The following is a 19856-nucleotide window of genomic DNA, read 5'->3' as shown; positions in this document are numbered from 1 at the left end:
CTGGGCACTGCGAAAACGGGGATATGCTCACCCCAGACATGCTGGCCAAGGTCTGCACGCTCGCCAGAGGCGCAAAACGAGGCTGAGGAAATTGAAAGGAACAGAACATCTGGCAAAAGTGATTGCCGACGTTCAGTTCTACAATGGAGAGCGAGGAGAATCGTTACCTGAAACGATGATGTCAAATGCAGCAAATGAAAATGATTTCGTTTTATCGCCGAAATGTTAAGAGACTGCTTCCGAGAGTAAAAAATTTCACCATGAAATTAGCATCGCCAAATGCATTGCTTAGTGTCGAATAGTTGGTTGGCGTGACACTTAAGACGTATAGCTTCGGTAGCTATTGCTTGTCTCGGGAGCTTCGCTCACGAAAACCAGCGTGAATCCAGGACAGAGAAAAAATTTGGCTAATGCTACGTGCGGTTTGTTCTCAGGTTCAGGTGTTGGCACAAAAGGTTAATTGGTTTCCGAATACCGCTTCTATTGGTCAATTTAGAAGGATTATGTTTGGAGATTGTGAAATGGATTTTTTCAGGAATAAAAGCGCCGCAAAGCAAGCCATACCCACCAGTTCAAATAAGCCGCGCTCGACCAAATGGCACCGCATGTACTTTTTTCTTGCGGGATTCGACGTGCTGGTTGTTGTGCTGAGCGTGCTATTGAATCACCTGATCGTCGATACCTATCACCGCTCCATCACGGCAAACCAGTCGTGGGTCCAACAGCTGTCGAGCTATTCAACGCTGGGCAGCCTGGCTTCCAAAGTCAATGCGCCGGGCAATAATGTGTTCGATACACATAATGTTGAAGCCGAATCGCGGAACATGAATGAAGCCTTGCGCGCCTTCAGCGAGCATTTGGCAATGGCCAAAAAACAGTTGGAAGTACGGATCGCCAATGAGGCTGAACACAGTGCAGATATACAAGCCTTTACCCTTGCATTGAAGGATGAGGTGGGTGCAATTGATGCCGCGATGGTCGAAATGGTGAACGAGGCCTTGCTGATCTTTTCCTACTTCAGGGAGGGGCAGTCGGATAATGCCGGCAAACGCATGGCAACGATGGACAGGAAGTATGCCCAGTTGCTCGCCTCACTCAGTACCGTGCGGGATCGCGTTGGCCTGATTCAAAGCAAGCTCCTGGAGGAGGAGCTTGAGTCGGTCGAAGAACTGCGCCGGGTCGAATACGCGATCATGGTGTTCGTGCTGCTGATGGTCAGTGCGGCCGTTATCTACGGGGGCAAGATCAGGCGCGAAATGGAGTCGCAAGCAGCTGAAAGGGAAGGTTATCTGGCAGTGCTGCGCGAAAGCGAGAAGCAGGCCCGCCAGCAAGCATCGCTGCTGGACAAGGCCCAGGACGCCATTGTCGTTCACGGGATGGATAACCGCATCCTGTACTGGAACAAAAGTGCCGAGCGTCTCTACGGTCTGTCAAAGGAAGAGGCACTCGGCAAATCGGCACAGGAGTTGATCTACCAGGGTAGCGCCGCTTTCAATGCGGCCACTGACAGCCTGATAGAAACGGGTGACTGGGCGGACGAAGTTACACTTCGACGCCGGGATGGCTGCACCATCACGCTCGAAAGTCATCGAACCCTGGTGCGAGACGATGATGGCCAGCCGCAATCCGTTCTGTCGATCAATACTGACATCACCCACCGTAAGACCGCTGAGCAAGAGGTCCAGCGTTTGGCTTTCTACGATCAGTTGACCGGGCTGGCCAACAGGCGGCTCATGTTGGACCGGTTACAGCATCTGCTGGCGGGCAGCTCCCGTAGCCTGCATACGAGCGCGATAATTCTCATTGACCTGGATAACTTCAAGGCACTGAACGACACGCTGGGGCATGACAGAGGCGACATGTTGCTGCAGCAAGTTGCTCTGCGCCTTTGCGGCTGCATACGCGAGAGCGACACCGTGGCTCGCCTGGGCGGAGACGAATTCGTCGTCCTGCTGGATGGCCTTAATGAGAATCCTCCAGAAGCAGCTATCCAGGCCAAGGCTATTGGCGAAAAGATTCTCAACGCTCTGAACATTTCCTACCAGTTGGATGGATATGAGCACCACAGCACCCCCAGCCTCGGCATTGCGCTGTTCCAGGGGCAGCTGAGCACAGTGGACGATATTATGAAGCGCGCTGACCTGGCGATGTATCGCGCCAAGGCGGCGGGCCGCAATACCATGCGCTTCTTCGATCCGGAAATGCAGGCGGTTGCCACGGCACGCGCCAGACTGGAAGTAGACTTGCGCCAAGGCTTGCAGGGCAACGAATTCCTTCTTCATTACCAGCCGCAGGTGAATAGTGAGGGCCGTATCATTGGCGCAGAGGCACTGATGAGATGGCAGAATCCTGAGCGCGGAGTCGTGTTTCCAGGCGAGTTCATTCCATTGGCAGAGGAAACGGGGTTGATTCTGCCGTTAGGCCGTTGGGCGCTGCAGGTAGCCTGCACTCAGCTGGTTGCCTGGGCAAAGCATTCGGAAACCGCCCGACTGGGTATGGCTGTGAATGTCAGCGCCCGCCAGTTTCACCATCCGGACTTCGTCGAGGAGGTACTGCAAGTACTGAGATACACGGGGGCCGATCCGAAGAAATTGAAACTGGAACTGACCGAAGGCCTGCTGATAGAGGATATGGAAGGTACTGTCGCCAAAATGATCGAGTTGAAACAGATCGGCATAGGCCTTTCGCTGGATGATTTCGGAACCGGCTACTCGTCACTGTCATACCTGAAGAGCCTTCCGCTGGATCAACTCAAGATCGACCAGTCCTTCATCAGAGATGTGCTGGTTGATCCCAACGACGCCGCCATCGCCTGCGCGATTGTGAGCCTGAGCCAGATATTGGGGCTTTCGGTGATTGCAGAAGGTGTGGAGACAGAAGCTCAGCGCACCTTTCTGGTCAAGCATGGCTGCCAGACCTACCAGGGCTTCCTGTTTTCCCCGCCACTGCCAGCCGAACAATTTGAGGAGTATGTTCACGAAAGATTAATGGCGAGCACTGATTTCCCACGGACCAAGACTAAATCGCCATAACTTCGTAGGTGCCTGGGAACGTCCTTTCGGCTGTGGATTCAACCCAATGCGGACGATGAGAGGTCGACTCAAATGTGCCTCGCACCCGCAACTGCCGGAGGTAGCCTCGAACAGCTAGTAGGAGCGAGCTTTCTTGCCCACCTGAGGATTTGCAGAACCACACATCATGGTTCTGCAAATCGCTCACAGGTGTATTTAGCCTTGAAGTGCCGTCATCAGGACTTGTACCAACTGACCACCTTCGGGCGTAGCCCAGCTTCCTGCGAGCTCCGCGATCAACTGATTGGTAGTGGTCAGCGTTACACCGCCCTTTTCCATCCGGCGCAGGGCGATATCATCCACCATTTCGCTAGGGGAACTGCCGCCATCAGCAACCACCTGTACTTCATAACCATCGCGCACCAGGCTCAGCGCCGGATAGACCGTGCAGACGTCATTGGTGACCCCGGCGATGATCAGTTTCTTGCGCCCCGTAGCCTTGACCGCTGAGGCGAAGTTCTCATCGTCCATGGCGTTGACGATAAACAACATCTCAGGCTATGAGCTCGTAAGGGGCTGTCTTCTAATACAATGGGAATCTAACGCTTGTTAGGTGCCAGATCATTTTTGATCCTTGTGCCTCCTTGTCGTTTTTTCTCGGCGCATTCAAATGATTGTTCTGGCCGAAAGCGGCCCTTGGTCAATGTCCGTTAGTGGCCGTTTTCTGCCTCATGCGACAGGCTGCTTTTGGCCCAGAGTGTGTAAAAACGCCCGGACAAACCCTTGCTATGTTTTCTGAGAATTTCATCGCAAGGGAAACCCATGAAACGGTTTATCCAGGGTGAACACCGAGGTCAAAGCACCTTACTTCCCGAATGCCTCGACGACTATGTCAGCGATACCAATCCGGTACGCGTGGTTGACGTTTTCGTCGATGAACTCAACCTGGCCAAGCTGGGTTTTGATGGCGTCATTCCAGCCGAAACCGGCAGACCTGCATACCACCCTGCGATCCTGCTGAAGATCTATATCTACGGTTACCTCAACCGCATTCAGTCGAGCCGACGCCTTGAGCGAGAAGCCCAGCGCAACGTCGAGCTGATGTGGTTAACCGGGCGTTTGATGCCCGACTTCAAAACCATCGCCAACTTCCGAAAAGACAACAGCAAAGGCATTCGTGGGGTCTGCCGCCAGTTCGTTGTGCTGTGCCAGCAGTTGGGGCTTTTCGAGGAAAACCTGATCGCTATCGACGGCAGTAAATTCAAGGCGGTGAACAATCGTGACCGCAACTTCACCAGCGCCAAACTGAAGCGGCGAATGGAAGAAATTGAGTCGAGCATCAACCGTTACCTGACTGCGCTTGATGCGGCTGATCGGAAGGTTCCAACTGCCTCCGAGCTAGATGCCACGCGTCTGGAAGAGAAAATCGCGAAACTTAAAACTCAAATGAAAGAGCTTCTGGTGATCGAGGTTCAGCTCAACGAATCCCCTGACAAACAGGTCTCACTGACCGATCCTGACGCCCGTTCGATGAAGACACGCGGCAACGGAATCGTTGGCTACAACGTGCAAACAGCGGTCGATACCCAGCACCATTTGATCGTGGCTCACGAGGTCACCAATGCTGGTTCTGACCGAGACCAACTCAGCTCGATGGCGAAGCAGGCTCGGGAAGCGATGGCCTCAGAAACGCTATCGGTAGTAGCTGACCGAGGCTACTTCAAGGGCGAGGAAATCCTTGCCTGTCACGACGCCAACATCACCGCCTATGTACCAAAGCCAATGACCTCCAGTGCCAAGGCGGAAGGACGATTCAACAAAGATGCCTTCATTTATGACCCGACGAAAAACGAATATGTCTGCCCGGCGGGAGAAGCACTGATCTTGCGCTTCTCAAGCGTTGAGAAAGGCATGAATATGCACTGTTACTGGAGTTCACGTTGCCAGAGTTGCGCGCTAAAACCCCAGTGCACACCGAGTACGGAGCGGCGAGTCCGTCGCTGGGAACACGAGGCCGTGCTGGAGGAAATGCAGCGTCGAATGAACCATGCACCTGACATGATGCGAGTCCGAAAAAGGACTGTTGAGCATCCCTTCGGGACGCTCAAACAATGGATGGGCTCGACGCACTTCCTGACTCGTAAGTTGGTCGGAGTCAGCGCGGAGATGAGCCTCAATGTGCTCGCCTACAACATGAAACGAGTCTTGAAAATCATCGGTACAGAAGGCTTGCTGAAGGCGATGGCGGCGTAAAAGCCCCAGCTTTTGCTGCTCCAAGAGGCGCTAAAGCGCTTCATAAACGCTTTGCAGCGCTACCGGTGCTAATCATGGCAAATGTTTAGGTAATCGCCTCGCCCGAGAGCGCTGGGCTTAGGCATCCCAGATACGAAAGTGTTTTTACACACTCTGGGCCGATAGGTGCCCGTCGCGACCGGCTGAAAATGACCCGACGTTCACTGCTCAACCAAAAAAACCTTCCTGCGCGCCAACACAGGAAGGGGTTTTTGTTTGCGGCCGATCAGTCTTTAGCCTGACTCAACTTGGTGAACAGCTCGGTCGGTACTTTCTTGCCGTTGGAAATGTACTGGTTGGTACGGAACTTGTACACCTCACCCTCGGACAGGAAACCGTCGCTGTTGGTGTCCATCGCCTTGAATTCCTCAGTGCCCTTGGGCGCCACGGCCAGCAGTTCCTTGAGCGACACACGGCCGTCATGATCGGCGTCGGTGCGTGCGAAAGAAGCGTCGCCGCACTTGCCTTCACCGCACTTGCCCTCGGCCTGGGTCTTTTGCGCGCTGGCTTCGGCACCGCACTTGCCTTCGCCACACTTGCCTTCGCTGGTCTTCTCCGCGGAAGCCAGCTGATAGCCCTGAGGTAAGGCTTCGGCCGAAAACGCCGAGGACGCGAAGTTGATACCGCCGACCAGTGCAACAGCGATCAGGCCAATACGGGTTTTGTTCGACTGGATACGAGACATGTTGATACTCCGGATCATTTGCGTGGCTTGACCGTTATTGGTCGCGCCACAAGGGTTGATAAACCTGGTTGCGAGGTGCGTTGTGCATCTCGCTTTGGCAGGTCTATTTGGCCCCGGTGGTGTATCCCGGCTGTATCCGTAAAGCGCTGGTTTTGTATGGTTGTATGCGGATGCCGCGCCCTGATACACAGCGATACACGAAAGCCGGTAGTCAGTTGCTCATGTCCGCAAGAGCGCTTGTTTAAAAAGGTCGTAGGTTATTTCCTGAGGGCTACAAGACCTTGCGTCGTTGCCTACGGTTACGCCAGAATCCGCCGGCTTGTGCGCCTTGCCCCTGGTCTCTATCGTCTCCGTGCCACTGCCCATCAGTGGTCGGGTTTAGCAGCCCGCGATAACTTGGCTGTGCATGCATCTGTCATGCAGGTATTTCATTGCCTGTACTTGATGGTGGCTGTACGTGGGGCGCCCTCGGGCGCGCCGGATTGCTGAGTTTCCCGGTCTGCTAACCTGCGTACAGCTGCCACCCCTCTTCGTTTAGCAGCAAGAGGATTGGCACCCATCAGGAAACTCAGCTTATGTTCAAGGTAACGCCAAACCCGCCGGACACCGATCCGGCATCCCCGTACGAACCCGATTCAAACAAGCTCAACGAGGCCGCCGAACGTGCCCTCGCCTTCCACTTCCCATCGACTGCCGACATCAAAGCCACACCGCGCACGCCTGGCTCCCTGTTTACCGTCGACCCCAAGGTCGATACCGAAACCCTGATGGTGTACCTGGTCGAGACGTTGGCCTCGGTCGATGTCATGGTGCACCAGTTGGTGGATCATCTGGACGGAGGGTCGCGCAATGCCCTGCTGGGGATTTCCAACAGTGTGATGTTGGCGGAGATCACGGCGAATCGGGTGCTGGACCAAATCGACCCGCCCGAAAAATCACTGAATCTGTGGCTAACGCTGACCCTGTGGCGAGGACACTTGCCTGTGGCGAGGGAGCTTGCTCCCGCTGGACTGCGCAGCAGGCCCTGCTTTTCAGGTGAAGAGCTGGGGCCGCTACGCGACCCAGCGGGACGGTGCGGCGGTCCGACAAGCTCCCTCGCCACAGGCTTTGCGTGTTTGATAAAACCTGCTTGCGCGTCCTGTCGAACGAGATCAGTCTCAGGAGCAGCATCGGCCTTCGCCCATGCGCTCCGGGCACGGACGAACGCATACCCCTCAGCGAGGATATGAAGATGAAATCCGCTTTCGTCGTCCTGCTAATGGCCCTCGCACTGTGCAACTCGCCCCTGGTGAGCGCCGCTCCCGCCGCCGACGCCGTTGTGCCCTTCCACGTCGATATCCAAGATCAACAGCTCACTGACCTGCGCAACCGCATCGCGGCAACGCGCTGGCCGGACAAGGAGACGGTGGGCGATCGATCACAGGGTGCACAGCTGGCGAAACTGCAGGAGCTGGTTCGCTACTGGGGCACGAACTATGACTGGCACAAGGCCCAGGCGCAGCTCAATGCCTTGCCCCAGTACACGACCACCCTCGAGGGGGTCGCTATCCATTTCATCTGGGTGCGCTCGCCGCAGCCGAATGCTTTACCGATGATCCTTACCCACGGTTGGCCAGGCTCGGTACTGGAGTTCATCAAGGTGGTCGGCCCGCTCACCGATCCGGCCGCTCACGGGGGTAATAGCGCGGATGCATTCGACGTGGTGATTCCGTCGATCCCCGGCTACGGCTTCTCCGGCAAACCGCCTGAACCCGGATGGGACCCGGACCATGTGGCGCGGATCTGGGGGCAATTGATGCAGCGGCTGGGGTACTCCCGCTACGTCGCCCAAGGTGGCGACTGGGGCGGTCCCATCACTAGCGCCATGGCACGCCAGTCCGTGCCCGGGTTGCTGGGTATTCACCTCAACCTGCCGGCGACGGTCCCGCCGGAGGCGACCGCTGCACTCGCTGCCGGCGGTCCCGCGCCTGCGGGGTTTTCCGAGCAGGAACGCGCGACCTACGACGCGCTGGCCGCATCCATTAAGCAGGGCAACCTGGCCTACAGCGCGATGATGGCCGCGCGGCCGCAAATGATCGGCTACGGCGTAACGGACTCCCCGGCATTCCTCGCGGCGTTCATGCTCGGTCACCCGGGATTTGCCAAGTGGACTTATGGCGCCGACCCACAGCAATCGCCAGGCAAGGATGAAGTGCTGGACGACATCACCTTGTACTGGTTGACGAACAGCGGTGCCTCGGCGAGTCGGCTGTATTGGGAAAACAAAGGTCGCAGCCCGCTTTTTTCTGCGGCACAAAAGACCGGCGACATCACACTGCCGGTGGCCGTCACGGTATTCCCTGATGATGTCTATTTCCCGCCGGAGAGCTGGGCCCGACGTGCCTATCGCAACCTGATCTACTTCCATCAGGCGGCCAAGGGCGGCCACTTCGCAGCCTGGGAACAGCCGGAGCTCTTTGTCGAGGAACTGCGCACAGCATTTCGGCCGCTGCGCTGAATCCCTGGGCCGCTTTCTATCAATTGGGGTCCAGCAACCCGCCGCTCCAGTTGCGTGACACCCGGCTGCCGGTGAATTTCGCTACCCCCATGCCTTGGGGTATCAGGCGATCGCGATAGCGCGTCACCAGGCGCCCCGCTTGTTCAGCATGCAGTACCACTTCGGACGACGGATCACCCGGGCGCCCGAGGATTCGTGCAAAGCGTTGGCCTTCCTCGACGAAATCCCCCAGCTCTTTTTCGAAAATCAGCACGCCGGGTTGCGGGGCGATGATGGTTTCCATGTGGCCCATTTCCACGGCTTCGACGGGCCAGTCTGCGGGCGCCACTGACTCATCGATGACGCCGCAACCGCACAGCCAGTTGTACAGCCCTTCGGCATCGGACTCGGCAAAGCGGTCGCTGACATCGCCCTGCCCGCGCAGCTCCAGGGTGGCGGCCATGCGGTGCTCGGTGACGCCTTCACGCAACCACGGGGCAATGATGGTTTCCTCGAAGGAGCCATCGCCGCCGTCATCCCAGATGATCCCCACGTCCATCTTCATCGCCGCCGCCAGTTCGCGACCGCGCGGCCAGAAACTGCGGTGCACGTAGAGGTACGGCAAGGCCTCGTCATCGGTGTGCAGGTCAAGCATCACATCGGCCGGGGCGGCCAGTTGCACCAGTTTTTTCTGCCACTCCTGAACGCAGGTCGAAGGTCGTGCCATGGCCGCCGACTGGTCGAACGAGCGATTGAAGTTATGCCCGGTAGCGTCGTGATAGCGGCCGAGAATCCGCCCCTGGCGAAACTGCCCGATGCCCAGTGGATTGGCCTGTGGTACCACGGTCAGGTTGCCCTTGAGCCGGCCTTGGGTTTCGGCGATTTGCAGCCGTTGCATCAGCAGGTGCAGGACCAGCATCCCGGCGATTTCATCGGCATGGACGCCGGCCTGCAGGTGCACGTTTGGCCCGCGGCCATCGCCTGCATAGCGCCAGGCACCGACCCGCACGGCATCGCCGTTGTTGTTGCGAACACTGAACGAAATATCCTGCGGCATTGGCTTTCCCTCCCGTCATGAACCTTGAAAAACGTTGTATCGCCGGTGCCGAGGCTGGTGATTGAACAGACGTTCAACTAAGCTCGGCATCGTGGAACCTCACCCAAGGACAGCCTTGTGACAACCGATGCCCCGAAAAACCGCCGCGCCGAACCCGATGACCGTCGCGAAATGCTGGTGGCCGCCACCCTGCGCTGCCTGGGCCGCGACGGTCACGCCGGGATTTCCGTGCGACGCATTGCCACCGAAGCCGGGGTGTCCGTGGGGTTGCTCAACCACCACTTCGGCAGCATCGAGGTACTGATCGCCGACACCTACCAGCGGCTCGCGAGTGAACTGACCACCGCCCTGCTCCAGGAAATCGAGCAGGCCCAGACACCCGCGCAAAAGATCGATGCCTTTCTGGAAGGCTCGTTCTCGCCCAGGGTCATGGACCCGAAACTGCTCGGCGTGTGGGTGGTGTTCTGGAGCCTGATCCGTCACTCCGAACACGTCAGCCAGTCCCACGAAAAAAGTTACCGCGCCTACCTCGACCTGATCCGCCAGTTGCTCGACGGGCTGGCCGCCAGCGAAGGCTTCGTGATTCACGACACGCGCCTGGCCGCCATCGGCTTATCGGCGATGCTCGACGGTCTCTGGCTCGAGTGGTGCCTGAACCCCGAGACCTTCAGCGCCGCCAACGGACTGCATATCTGCCGCTGCTGGATAAAGGGGCTGCGTCACGGAGCATTCAGCACCGACGACGTCCTGTGACGGATGCCGGCCGAAGATCATCGCCAGGGTGCCACTGACGGCGATCAGCCCGGCGCCGACCATCAGCGACATGTCCATCAGCGTGCCCCAGACCAGGCTCGACAAGGCAAACGCCCAGATCAGCCCGGTGTATTCGAACGGCGCGAGCAAGGTCGCGGTGGCACGGCGGAAACTGGCGAACAACAGAAACTGGCCAATGCCGCCCACCAGGCCGGCGCCGAGCATGCCCAGCCAGGCGGGCGTCGGCGCTGGCGTGTGGGTCCACGGCAGGGCAACTGCCATGCAAATCACGAACACCACGTTGGTGATCAGCATCTGCTCCAGCACTGAGGTCTGCTCATCCACCTGACGCAACTGGATATAAGTGAACGCCCAGCACATCGCCGCCAGCAGGGTCAGGACGATCGGCAACGGATCGCTCATGTTGTCGGGGCGACAGGCGATGACCACCCCGACAAAACCGATGATCAGGCTGAACCACTGCCAGCCGCTGGCGTGCTCCTTGAGAATCACCGCCGCCAGCACCGTGACCATGATCGGCGCGGAAAAATACAGGGTGGTCATCTCGGCCAGGGTCAGGTCCCGGGCCGCCGTGTAGTACAGCACCCAGGCGACAATCGACAGCAAGCCGCGCACCACCAGCAGGCGCCGGCTCGGCGAGCGCCAGGCCCGCTGGATCAGGCGCAGGCGCCCCGCCAGTAACACTGCCACGACCACCACGGCGGCGCGCCAGAACAGAATGGTGACCACCGAATAGTCGGCCACCAGCCACTTGATGACCGCATCCTGCAACGACAGGAAGGCGTAACCCAAGGTGCACAGGCCAATGCCCTGCAACGACCGGTCAACCCGTGGCGAACTCATCAGGCCGACCTGCGCACGGGCGTCCCGCGCCGCTCGGCAAAGGCAAACAGCGCCTCGATCAGGAAGGTCAGGCAAACATAGACTCCGGCTACCAGCAACAGGGGTTCGTACACTTGCAGGGTCTGCGCGCGGACCACGTTGGCGGCGCCGAGCAGATCGATCACGGCAATGGTCGAGGCCAGCGCCGTGGACTTGAGCAGCATCACGGTTTCCCCGGCCAGGGTCGGCAGCAACAGGCGCATCGCCCGGGGCAAACGCACCCGCAGCAAGGACTGGCGCGCGGTCATGCCGAAGGCCGACGCCGCTTCCATTTCACCCTTGGGCACCGCCAGCAGACCACCGCGAATCACTTCGCCGACATAAGCCCCTACCGACACCACCAGGGCAAACACGATGTACCAGTAACCGTCGCGCAAATATGGCCAGAGGAAACTGCCGCGAATCAGCGGGAACTGGGCAAACAGGCTGCCCAGGCCGTAGTAGAAAATGTAGATCTGGATCAGCAACGGCGTACCGCGGGTGACGCTGGTGTAGAACAGGCTGACCTTGGCGATCACCTTGTTTTTCGAGATCCGCGCCAGCGCCACCAACACCGCCAGGACAAAACCGAACACACTTGCGATCAACAGGATCGCGAGGGTGGTTTGCAGCCCCCGGCCCAACAGTGCCGCGTATTCAACTATCCACGCTGGAATCATTTCATTCTCTCTGCCGGTTCAGTCAACAAGAGGCATCCAGCGACGAATGCGTCGCTCCAACCGTCCCGAAAGGTAGTTCGACGCCAAGGTCACCGCGTAATACAACGCGGCAGCCGTGAGGTAGAACAACAGATAGTGGCGCGTCGACCCCGCGCCTTGCTTGGCGGTGTACAGCAGCTCGTTGGTGCCAACCACGCTGATCAGCGCACTGTCCTTGATCAGGTTGATCCACAGGTTGGCCATCCCGGCCATCGCATACGGCGCCATGATCGGCAGCGTGACCCGACGGAACAGCCCGAAACCGTTGAGGCCGAACGCCTTGGCCGCTTCGATCTGGCCGAAGGGAATCGCCTGGATCGCCGCGCGGAAAATCTCCGAGGCGTAGGCACCCTGCACCAACCCCAGCACCACGATGGCCGCCAGCGCACCACTGACATCGACCACGCCGTAGCCGAGCCGGGTCATCAGCGAGTTGAGGAGCATGGAGCCGACGTAGTACAGCAACAGAATCAGCAGCAATTCCGGAACCGCCCGGAACAAGGTGGTGTAGCCGCGCATCAGCGCCGCAATCGGCTTCGGCGCGCCAAGCTTGAGGCACGCCACCACCAGACCGATGGCCAACCCGAGCACAAAGGCCCCGGCGGAAATCTGCAGGGTCATCCAGAGCCCCTTCAACAGCGCACCGCCCCATCCCTGCTCGGTGAAATTGATCAGATCGAACATTGCCGGCATTTCGTTCTCCAGTCGGAGTTCACAATCCCTTGTAGGAGCGAGCTTGCTCGCGAAAAACGTCAACGATGACGCGGTCACTCAGTAGAGCCGCGGTGCACTGACGTCCATCGCGAGCAAGCTCGCTCCTACAGGTTTTGCATTTGCCACAGGATCTGTGTTCAGGTCAGAACGCAGGCTTCACGCTGGTGCCGAAGTAGCTCTGGGACAGCTCGTCGTAGTCCTTGCTTGCCAGCAACTCCTGGATGGCCTTGTCCAGTTTGGCCTTGAGTTCGGTGTCGTCCTTGCGCAGGCCGGCCCCCACGCCTTTGCCGAAGATCGGGTCATAAGGCACGGTGCCGAGGTAGGCCAGGTCCTTGGCATCCGGGGTCTTGATGAACGCGGCCATGGCGGTGCCGTCGGCCATCATCAGGTCGATGCGCCCGGCAATCAGGTCGGCGTTGGCCGAGTCCTGGGTGTCGTAGTATTTAACGTCGGCAATTTTTTCGTAGTAGGTCTTCAGGTAGCTGGCGCTCACGGTCGAGTTCTGCACGCCGATGATCTTGCCCTTGAGGTCATCCGGGTACTTCTTCACCGCCGCCTCTTTCGGACCGACGACGGCAATCACCGAGTCGTAGTAGGCCTTGCTGAAGGCGATCTGTTTTTCCCGTTCCTCGGTCACCGACATCGAGGAAAAGATCACGTCGATCTTCTTCGCCAGCAGCGACGGAATGATGCCGTCCCACGCCACTTCCTTGATCTCGCAATCGGCTTTCATTTCGCTGCACAGTTTGTGGATCAGGTCGACTTCGAAGCCCTTCCACTCACCATTGGCCTGCTTTTCGGTGTACGGCGGATAGGGTTCCGCTGCCACCGCGAACCGGATCGGTTGCGCTTGCGCCGCACTCATGCCGGCCAGCATTACGCAGGCCGCACCGGTCAACCAGTTTGCAAAACGTCGATTTCCCATGTTGTTTTCCCGTCTTTTTATGATGAGTTAGCGAGTCTGATGAGCGTTGACGAATTGTCGGCAACGCTCGCTGCGTGGGTGTACGAACACTTCGTCCGGCGAACCGGTTTCCTCGATCAGCCCTTGATGCAAGAAGGCGACTTTGGAAGAGACATCGCGTGCAAAAGCCATTTCATGAGTCACCAGGATCATGGTCCGGCCTTCTTCGGCGAGGGAGCGGATCACCCGCAGCACTTCCCCGACCAGTTCCGGGTCGAGTGCCGAGGTGGGTTCATCGAACAGCATGACCTTGGGCCGCATGGCCAAGGCTCGGGCGATGGCCACCCGTTGTTGCTGTCCCCCGGAGAGAAACGCCGGGTACTCGTTGCGCTTGGCCGCAAGCCCGACGCGTTCGAGCAGGGCTTCGGCCCGTTCAGTGGCCTCCGCACGGCTTTCACGCAGGACCTGGGTCGGCGCTTCGATGAGGTTTTCCAGCACCGTGCGATGGGGCCAGAGGTTGAAGTTCTGGAACACCATGCCCAGGCTGGACCTAATGCGCACAAGCTGTTTGGCGTCCGACACCAGCGGTGCGCCGGGGCGATTCTGGTTAAGGTGAATGCTTTCGCCATCGACCAGGATGCGTCCCTGGTCCGGCACTTCGAGCATGTTGATGCAGCGCAGCAAGGTACTTTTGCCCGAGCCGCTGGCACCGATCAGGGAAATCACGTCGCCCTCCCGGGCGGTCAGGGAAACGCCCTTGAGCACTTCGATATTGCCGAAGCGTTTGTGCAGGCCATCGACCTCGATCATGGTCTTGGCGGCGACCGGTTCGACGGTCGCGGTGCTGGTCACCGTGCCGATCACCGGCCTCGGCGCTTCACCGTTGAGTACCTGGACAAAGCCGCGAATACGCTGGCAGGCCTGGGCCAATCGCTCGTCACTGAGGGTGAACGACAGCCGTACAAACCCTTGGGCCGGTTCGCCGAATGCCGCCGCATCCAGCACCGAGACACCGGCTTCGCGCAGCAGGCGCCAGGCGAATTCCAGCGAGGTCAGGCCGGTGCCGCGCACGTCCACCAGCACGAACATGCCGGCATCGGGGTTGAGCACGCTGATGCCCGGGCAATCCGCCAGGCCGGACACCACCAGATCGCGGCGTCGACGATAGATCTCGCGCATGCCGTGGGTGACTTCGTCATGGGACTGCACGGCCTTGAGCGCCGCTTCCATGACAAACCCGGGCAAGCCGTACAGCATGCTCAGCACCAGGGTTTCGACATGATTGACCAGGGCTTCATTGGCCACGACCCAGCCGATGCGCCAACCGGTCATGGCATGGGACTTGGACAGGCTGCCGATCACCACGCAGCGCTCGGCCATGCCTGGCAACGCCGCCAGGCTTTGGTGTTCACGCTCGTAGGCGAGGCTCTCGTAGACCTCGTCCACCACCACCCACAGGTCATGGGCGATGGCGAGGTCAGCGATCGCTTGCAGCTCTTCGTGACCCAGCACCACGCCGGTGGGGTTGTTCGGATTGGAGAAGAAAATCGCCCGGGTGCGCGGGGTAATGGCCTTGGCCAACACGGCGGCATCGAGGCGGAAACCCGAGTCCGCCGCACAGGGCACCCGCACCAGCGTGGCGCCGGACGCCTTGAGCGTCGCTTCGTAGGTGACGTACATCGGATCGAAGGCAATCACTTCGTCGCCGGCACCGAGCAGGCACATCGAGGTGGCGAACAAGGCGTTCTGTGCACCGGCCGTGAGAATCACGTTCGACGCCTGCAGTTCGCGGTCGATCAGTTGGCTGTAGCGGCCGGCAATGGCCTCGCGCAAGGCCTGGCGGCCGGCGATTTCGGTGTAGTGGGTATCCCCTTCACGCAAGGCATGGATGGCGGCATCGGTAATGAAATCGGGGGTGGGGAAATCCGGGTCGCCGACGCTGAGGATGATCACGTCCTCGCCTTTGCGCTGTGCTGCGCTGGCCGCGTAGTGAATATCCCAGGCGGCAACGCCTTGGCCACTGATCCGTTCAACAAAGGGTGAAAACCGCATGCCAGTGCCTCGTTCGAATTGAAGAAACGCAAGCCCGCAACCAGCCGGGGGAAGGTGGCCCCCAACATAGTCCAGACTGAACACTCGTTCAATAGAAAACTCGCGAGGCTTCGCGTTCAGCGCAAACAGGTCGTTTTCACGACAGTCGCGCCGTTTTTCAGCACGGCGCGATCAAGCGACGTGAAACGATTTTGCTGACCGCTCCCAGCACCAGAGCTACGAGAATCAGCCCCGCAGCAACCGCAAACGTCAACCGCATCCCCTGCGCGATGGCCTCAGGTTGCGCCTGCAAAATATCGTCGCTGGCCGTGCCGAAGGCGAACACCGCGCCCATGACCGAGGCGCCGGTGATCAACCCGAGATTGCGCGACAACCCGAGCAAACCGGAAACCACACCACGCTGCTGCGACTCAATATCTGCCATCACGGCGGTATTGTTCGCCGCCTGGAACAGCGCATAACCGGCCGTGAGGACCACCAGCGGCGCGAGGTAGCCGAATACGCCGATGCTCATCGGCACGGCGGGAAGGATGCAAGCGCCGGTCAACATGGCAATCAGCCCGACCGTGCTCGAACGTTGTGCGCCCCATCGGTCGACCAGCCGCCCGGCGGGTACGCCGGCCAATGCCGCCACCAGCGGTCCGGCCGACATCACCAGCCCGACACTCACCGCGCTCAAACCCAGCGCAGCCGACAGATAGAACGGCCCGACCACCAAGGTGGCCATGACCACCGTGGTCACCAGGCTGCTCATGGCGAACCCTGCGCTGAGCAGCGGATTGCGCAACAACGCCAGTTTGACCAGCGGCGACGCGGCGGTTTGCTCGACGAACACGAACACCATCAAGCCGATTATCGCGACCAGCAGCAGCGCCGTATTGAGCGGGCCGAAGCTGCCGCGTCCAAGGGTCATTGCCAGTGCGTAAGCCAACAGGGTCAGGACCAATACCAGGGTGCCAAGCGCGTCGAAATCGGGTCGAGCGGACGCCATCTCGTGGCGATCTTCCGGCAAAAAGCGCCAGGCCAGTCCGATCGCCAAAACACCCAAGGGTAGGTTCAGCAGAAAAATCCCCTGCCAGCCCACTTGGGCAATCAACACGCCGCCGAGCGTCGGCCCCAGTGAGGTGCCAATCGCCGACATCGTGCCGAGCACACCCATCGCGCTGCCCATTTTTTCCTTGGGCACCGCCCCGCTCACCAGCGCCATGGTCAGCGCCATCATGATGGCCGCACCGACGCCCTGTAAGGCCCGGGCGCCAATCAGCAGACACAGATTGGGCGCCATGGCGCAGAGCAGCGAGGCGACGGTGAACAGCGCAATGCCGATCAGCAGCAATCGCCGCCGCCCCATGAGGTCGCCGAGCCGGCCGACGCTGACGATCAGCGCGGTGATGCTCAGCAAGTAGGCGAGGACCACCCACTGCACGGCCTGGAACGACGCTGAAAACGCCTCGGCCAGTGTCGGTAAACCCACGTTGGCAATGCTGGTGCCCAGGGACGACAGCAGCATGGATAACGACAGGCTGGCCAAGGCTCCCCGAATCGATATGGACTTCATTTTCTCGCGACTCCGCAAACAAGTTGTCCCGAGCCTAAGCCCGGCCATAACATGGCGGAAGACGCAGCATTTGCACTTTATACGTGCATATAACGCCATATCACCCACAAACCAGTGTGGGAGTGAGCCTGCTCGCGAAGAGGCCATCAGCTTCAACATTAACGTTGGCTGACACACCGTTTTCGCGAGCAGGCTCGCTCCCACAGGTACTTCCGATGCCCGATCTGAATCTGCTGATCACCCTGAACGTGTTGCTCGAAGAAGGCAGCGTGGCCCGCGCCGCGCAGCGTTTGCGCCTGAGCCCCTCAGCCATGAGCCGGGCGCTGGCGCGATTGCGCGAAACCACGGGAGATCCGCTGCTGGTGCGCGCCGGTCGCGGACTGGTTCCCACGCCCCGGGCGCTGGAGCTGCGTGAACGGGTCGGCGTGCTGGTGCAGGACGCCGAAGCCGTCCTGCGCCCCGCCGAGGTACTCGATCTCAATCAACTGGCGCGCACCTTCACCCTGCGCACCAGCGATGGCTTCGTGGAAAATTTCGGACCGCCACTGATCGCCCGTATCCACCAGGAGGCGCCCGGTGTCCGCCTGAATTTCGTGCAGAAGCTGAACAAGGACAGCACCCTGCTGCGCGAAGGCGCGGTGGATCTTGAAACCGGTGTGATCGGCGAATCCACCAGCCCGGAAGTGCGGACCCGGATGCTGTTTCGCGACCGGTTCGTGGGCGTTGTGCGCAAGGGCCATCCACTGGCTCGAGGCGAGATGACAGCGATTCGTTATGCCGCCGCCCGGCACATCCTGGTCTCGCGCCGGGGTCACGAAAAAGGCGTCATGGACGACGCCTTGAATGAACTGGGACTGAGGCGGGACATCGCCACCATTGTCGCCGGTTTCTCTTCGGCGATTGCATTGGCACGGGCTTCAGACCTGGTCGCCAGTGTACCGCAGCGGCACGTCGGCAACCTGTGCCAGGGGATGCACTGCTTTGCCCTGCCGTTCCCCACGCCGCCGATCACGGTTTCGATGCTGTGGCACCCGCGCATGGACGCCGACCCGGCGCATCGCTGGCTGCGTGGTTGTGTGTGGGAGGTTTGCAGCCGGCAATGACCCTCGCCTACTCCTTCAGGATCAGCAGCGGTTCGCCTTTTTTCACGATGTAGGTCGCCAGCTCCGAGGCCTTGCCCTGGCCCACGTTCTTCGCTACATGGGCGACGCCTTCGGGGATGTACAACGAATCGCCGGCCTTGAGCGTCACCGGTGCCCGCCCTTCCAGTTGATACTCAAAGGTGCCGCTGATCACGTGCGCCACCTCGACACCCGGGTGAGCATGTTTGGGCGACGTCACGCCCTGATCGAAGTCCACGAGCACCTGAAGGACTTCGCGATCGGCGGCGCCCAGGTCTTCGCGTACCAGGTCGGTGCGATGCAGGCCCTGCTGCCAGCTTTTCATTGCCGGGGCCGGCTGTGCTTCCTGGGCTTGGGAGAAGCTCGCTGCGGTGGCGAGCCCTGCGGCGGCCAGAACCAGACCAAGCTTGCCGAGGGTGTGACGGGGGTGGGTACGCAACATTGTCTTTCCTCCAGTTGAACCACGCCAGCCCGCGCCGAAAGTGGCGCGATGCCGGTGGTTCCATTTGAAGGCCGCCGTGTATCGCCCGTGTGTCGGGAAACGGCGGTTTTGTATGCCCGGGTAACGGCGGGCGTTGCGGATACCTGCTGATACAAACCCGTATCGGCGGGTATGCCATCGTGACCACCGGCATCGTGGTCAATGGCGAAGTGAAGTGACCGCGACCCGATCCCACTCAGGTCGCGGCAAGTTCAGGATTTTTGACTACGCCAGATCGAATCGGTCCAGGTTCATCATCTTGAAGGGCAACCCTGAGGGCCGCGCAGGCTGCGGTTTTCAGGCCCTCAAATATCCCTCTTTGGGGTCTGTATGGCTCAGTTTGGCTATGCAATGACAACGTTATGCCAGCCTGACATTCCCTCCCCGGCGATCTGTTGACCGCCAATCTCCCCGTTTTTTGATCGACCTTCTCTCCCCGTACCAGACCCGCAACCTTGAACGGGGGGAGTGCCCACAGGTCATAATTGATCAACAAGCGGCTGTGCTAATCACAGATTGGTTGATCCAAGTTTATGCACCGTCAAATATCTGTTGACCTGACTGATTCGTACCAACAAACTTTTCTTTTATTGTGTATTTCTAAAGGTTTGTCTGATGCGTAAATCATTCACTGTCGTTGCATTAAGCCTTCTTGTATCGCAGTACTCCCTCGCCGGCGAAGCCACCAACACAGCTATCGGTGGCGGTGTCGGTGGCGCCCTTGGAAGCGCGGTCGGTCAGGCTATGGGAGGTAGCACTGGCGCTGCGATCGGAGCCGGCGTAGGTGGCGCAGCTGGGGGCGCAATGACCGCGAAGAGTGGCAACAAGACCGAATCAGCCATTGGCGGGGGGCTCGGTGCAGCGGGCGGCCAGGTAATCGGCAACAGTGTTGGTGGTTCCACCGGTGGCCTGATCGGCGCTGGACTGGGCGGCGCAGCAGGTGGTGCTATCGGCAACAATCTGGCCAACGACAACGACAACGACAACGACAACGACAACGACCACCACTACGACCACAAGCATAAAAATAAGTACAAGAACAAACATAAACACAAGCATGACGACTGATCTCGGATTCCGAGATTGAGCAACTGGAAGCATTGTTTCAAAAGGGAGTGGACCCTCCTCACTGACACATTCATGACTTGCCC

The 19856-nt window shown here is 59.5% G+C and carries 15 protein-coding genes and 3 pseudogenes; 8 read left to right on the top strand and 10 right to left on the bottom strand.

What is annotated here, in order from left to right; translation table 11 throughout:
• The first annotated feature begins 521 nt into the window (after nt 1-521).
• On the top strand, nt 522-3032 hold the full coding sequence (locus AC3ITY_RS11710) for a putative bifunctional diguanylate cyclase/phosphodiesterase (RefSeq protein WP_489309217.1): 2511 nt from the start codon (nt 522-524) through the stop codon (nt 3030-3032).
• Nucleotides 3033-3227: 195 nt separating this feature from the next.
• Here the strand turns inward: AC3ITY_RS11710 and AC3ITY_RS11705 are convergent.
• A pseudogene (locus AC3ITY_RS11705) lies at nt 3228-3560 on the bottom strand (isochorismatase family protein); the annotation flags it as partial.
• A 273-nt stretch (nt 3561-3833) separates the two neighbouring features.
• Between AC3ITY_RS11705 and AC3ITY_RS11700 the strand changes: the two are divergent.
• Nucleotides 3834-5264 carry an IS1182 family transposase gene (locus AC3ITY_RS11700; RefSeq protein WP_489304407.1) on the top strand — a complete coding sequence of 477 codons (1431 nt, stop codon included), beginning with the start codon at nt 3834-3836 and terminating at the stop codon, nt 5262-5264.
• Between the two features lie 265 nt (nt 5265-5529).
• On the opposite strand, the gene AC3ITY_RS11695 is transcribed toward AC3ITY_RS11700, so the two are convergent.
• Nucleotides 5530-5988, bottom strand: a complete 459-nt coding sequence (locus tag AC3ITY_RS11695) for an HvfA family oxazolone/thioamide-modified RiPP metallophore (RefSeq protein WP_489309215.1) — start codon at nt 5986-5988, stop codon at nt 5530-5532.
• A 575-nt stretch (nt 5989-6563) separates the two neighbouring features.
• Here AC3ITY_RS11695 and AC3ITY_RS11690 point away from each other — a divergent pair.
• Both AC3ITY_RS11690 and AC3ITY_RS11685 read left to right on the top strand, forming a co-directional pair.
• Nucleotides 6564-6920 (top strand): annotated as a pseudogene (locus AC3ITY_RS11690) (DUF6124 family protein); the annotation flags it as partial.
• A gap of 299 nt (nt 6921-7219) precedes the next feature.
• The gene (locus tag AC3ITY_RS11685) at nt 7220-8485 is read left to right on the top strand and encodes an epoxide hydrolase family protein (RefSeq protein ID WP_489309213.1); all 1266 of its coding nucleotides are present in this window, start codon (nt 7220-7222) and stop codon (nt 8483-8485) included.
• Nucleotides 8486-8504: 19 nt separating this feature from the next.
• On the opposite strand, the gene AC3ITY_RS11680 is transcribed toward AC3ITY_RS11685, so the two are convergent.
• A complete protein-coding gene (locus AC3ITY_RS11680; protein ID WP_489309211.1) occupies nt 8505-9521 on the bottom strand; it encodes a M14 family zinc carboxypeptidase in 1017 nt (338 codons plus the stop codon).
• A 171-nt stretch (nt 9522-9692) separates the two neighbouring features.
• Between AC3ITY_RS11680 and AC3ITY_RS11675 the strand changes: the two are divergent.
• A pseudogene (locus tag AC3ITY_RS11675) lies at nt 9693-10178 on the top strand (TetR family transcriptional regulator C-terminal domain-containing protein); the annotation flags it as partial.
• Here AC3ITY_RS11675 and AC3ITY_RS11670 read toward each other — a convergent pair.
• From AC3ITY_RS11670 to AC3ITY_RS11645, 6 genes are all read right to left on the bottom strand, one after another.
• Nucleotides 10134-11138: a DMT family transporter gene (locus tag AC3ITY_RS11670; RefSeq protein ID WP_489309209.1), complete on the bottom strand. Its 1005-nt coding sequence runs from the start codon at nt 11136-11138 to the stop codon at nt 10134-10136. The pseudogene AC3ITY_RS11675 and the gene AC3ITY_RS11670 overlap by 45 nt on opposite strands.
• Nucleotides 11138-11836, bottom strand: coding sequence for an ABC transporter permease (locus AC3ITY_RS11665; protein ID WP_223533165.1), 699 nt, complete (start codon nt 11834-11836; stop codon nt 11138-11140). Before AC3ITY_RS11665 ends, AC3ITY_RS11670 begins: the two co-directional genes overlap by 1 nt.
• Before the next feature lie 18 nt (nt 11837-11854).
• Nucleotides 11855-12568, bottom strand: a complete 714-nt coding sequence (locus tag AC3ITY_RS11660; protein WP_489309206.1) for an ABC transporter permease — start codon at nt 12566-12568, stop codon at nt 11855-11857.
• 163 nt (nt 12569-12731) lie between these two features.
• Nucleotides 12732-13514 carry a transporter substrate-binding domain-containing protein gene (locus AC3ITY_RS11655; protein ID WP_223455631.1) on the bottom strand — a complete coding sequence of 261 codons (783 nt, stop codon included), beginning with the start codon at nt 13512-13514 and terminating at the stop codon, nt 12732-12734.
• A gap of 27 nt (nt 13515-13541) precedes the next feature.
• The gene (locus tag AC3ITY_RS11650) at nt 13542-15545 is read right to left on the bottom strand and encodes an aminotransferase class I/II-fold pyridoxal phosphate-dependent enzyme (protein ID WP_489309204.1); all 2004 of its coding nucleotides are present in this window, start codon (nt 15543-15545) and stop codon (nt 13542-13544) included.
• Nucleotides 15546-15702: 157 nt separating this feature from the next.
• Nucleotides 15703-17103, bottom strand: coding sequence for an MFS transporter (locus tag AC3ITY_RS11645; protein WP_489309202.1), 1401 nt, complete (start codon nt 17101-17103; stop codon nt 15703-15705).
• Between the two features lie 215 nt (nt 17104-17318).
• Here AC3ITY_RS11645 and AC3ITY_RS11640 point away from each other — a divergent pair, with 215 nt between their 5' ends.
• Complete coding sequence (locus tag AC3ITY_RS11640) at nt 17319-18206, top strand: LysR family transcriptional regulator (protein WP_489309200.1); 888 nt, start codon at nt 17319-17321, stop codon at nt 18204-18206.
• A 7-nt stretch (nt 18207-18213) separates the two neighbouring features.
• Here AC3ITY_RS11640 and AC3ITY_RS11635 read toward each other — a convergent pair whose 3' ends face one another.
• Nucleotides 18214-18666, bottom strand: coding sequence for a cupin domain-containing protein (locus AC3ITY_RS11635; RefSeq protein WP_489309198.1), 453 nt, complete (start codon nt 18664-18666; stop codon nt 18214-18216).
• Between the two features lie 89 nt (nt 18667-18755).
• On the opposite strand from AC3ITY_RS11635, the gene AC3ITY_RS11630 reads away from it, so the two are divergent.
• The gene (locus AC3ITY_RS11630) at nt 18756-18884 is read left to right on the top strand and encodes a hypothetical protein (RefSeq protein ID WP_489309196.1); all 129 of its coding nucleotides are present in this window, start codon (nt 18756-18758) and stop codon (nt 18882-18884) included.
• Nucleotides 18885-19320: 436 nt separating this feature from the next.
• Nucleotides 19321-19773: a YMGG-like glycine zipper-containing protein gene (locus AC3ITY_RS11625; RefSeq protein WP_489309194.1), complete on the top strand. Its 453-nt coding sequence runs from the start codon at nt 19321-19323 to the stop codon at nt 19771-19773.
• The last annotated feature ends 83 nt before the right edge of the window (nt 19774-19856 follow it).

It is taken from the genome of Pseudomonas sp. GL_091 (assembly GCF_057837725.1).
Note: the sequence above shows the minus strand (reverse complement) of the source record. Positions and strands in the feature narration are given on the sequence as shown.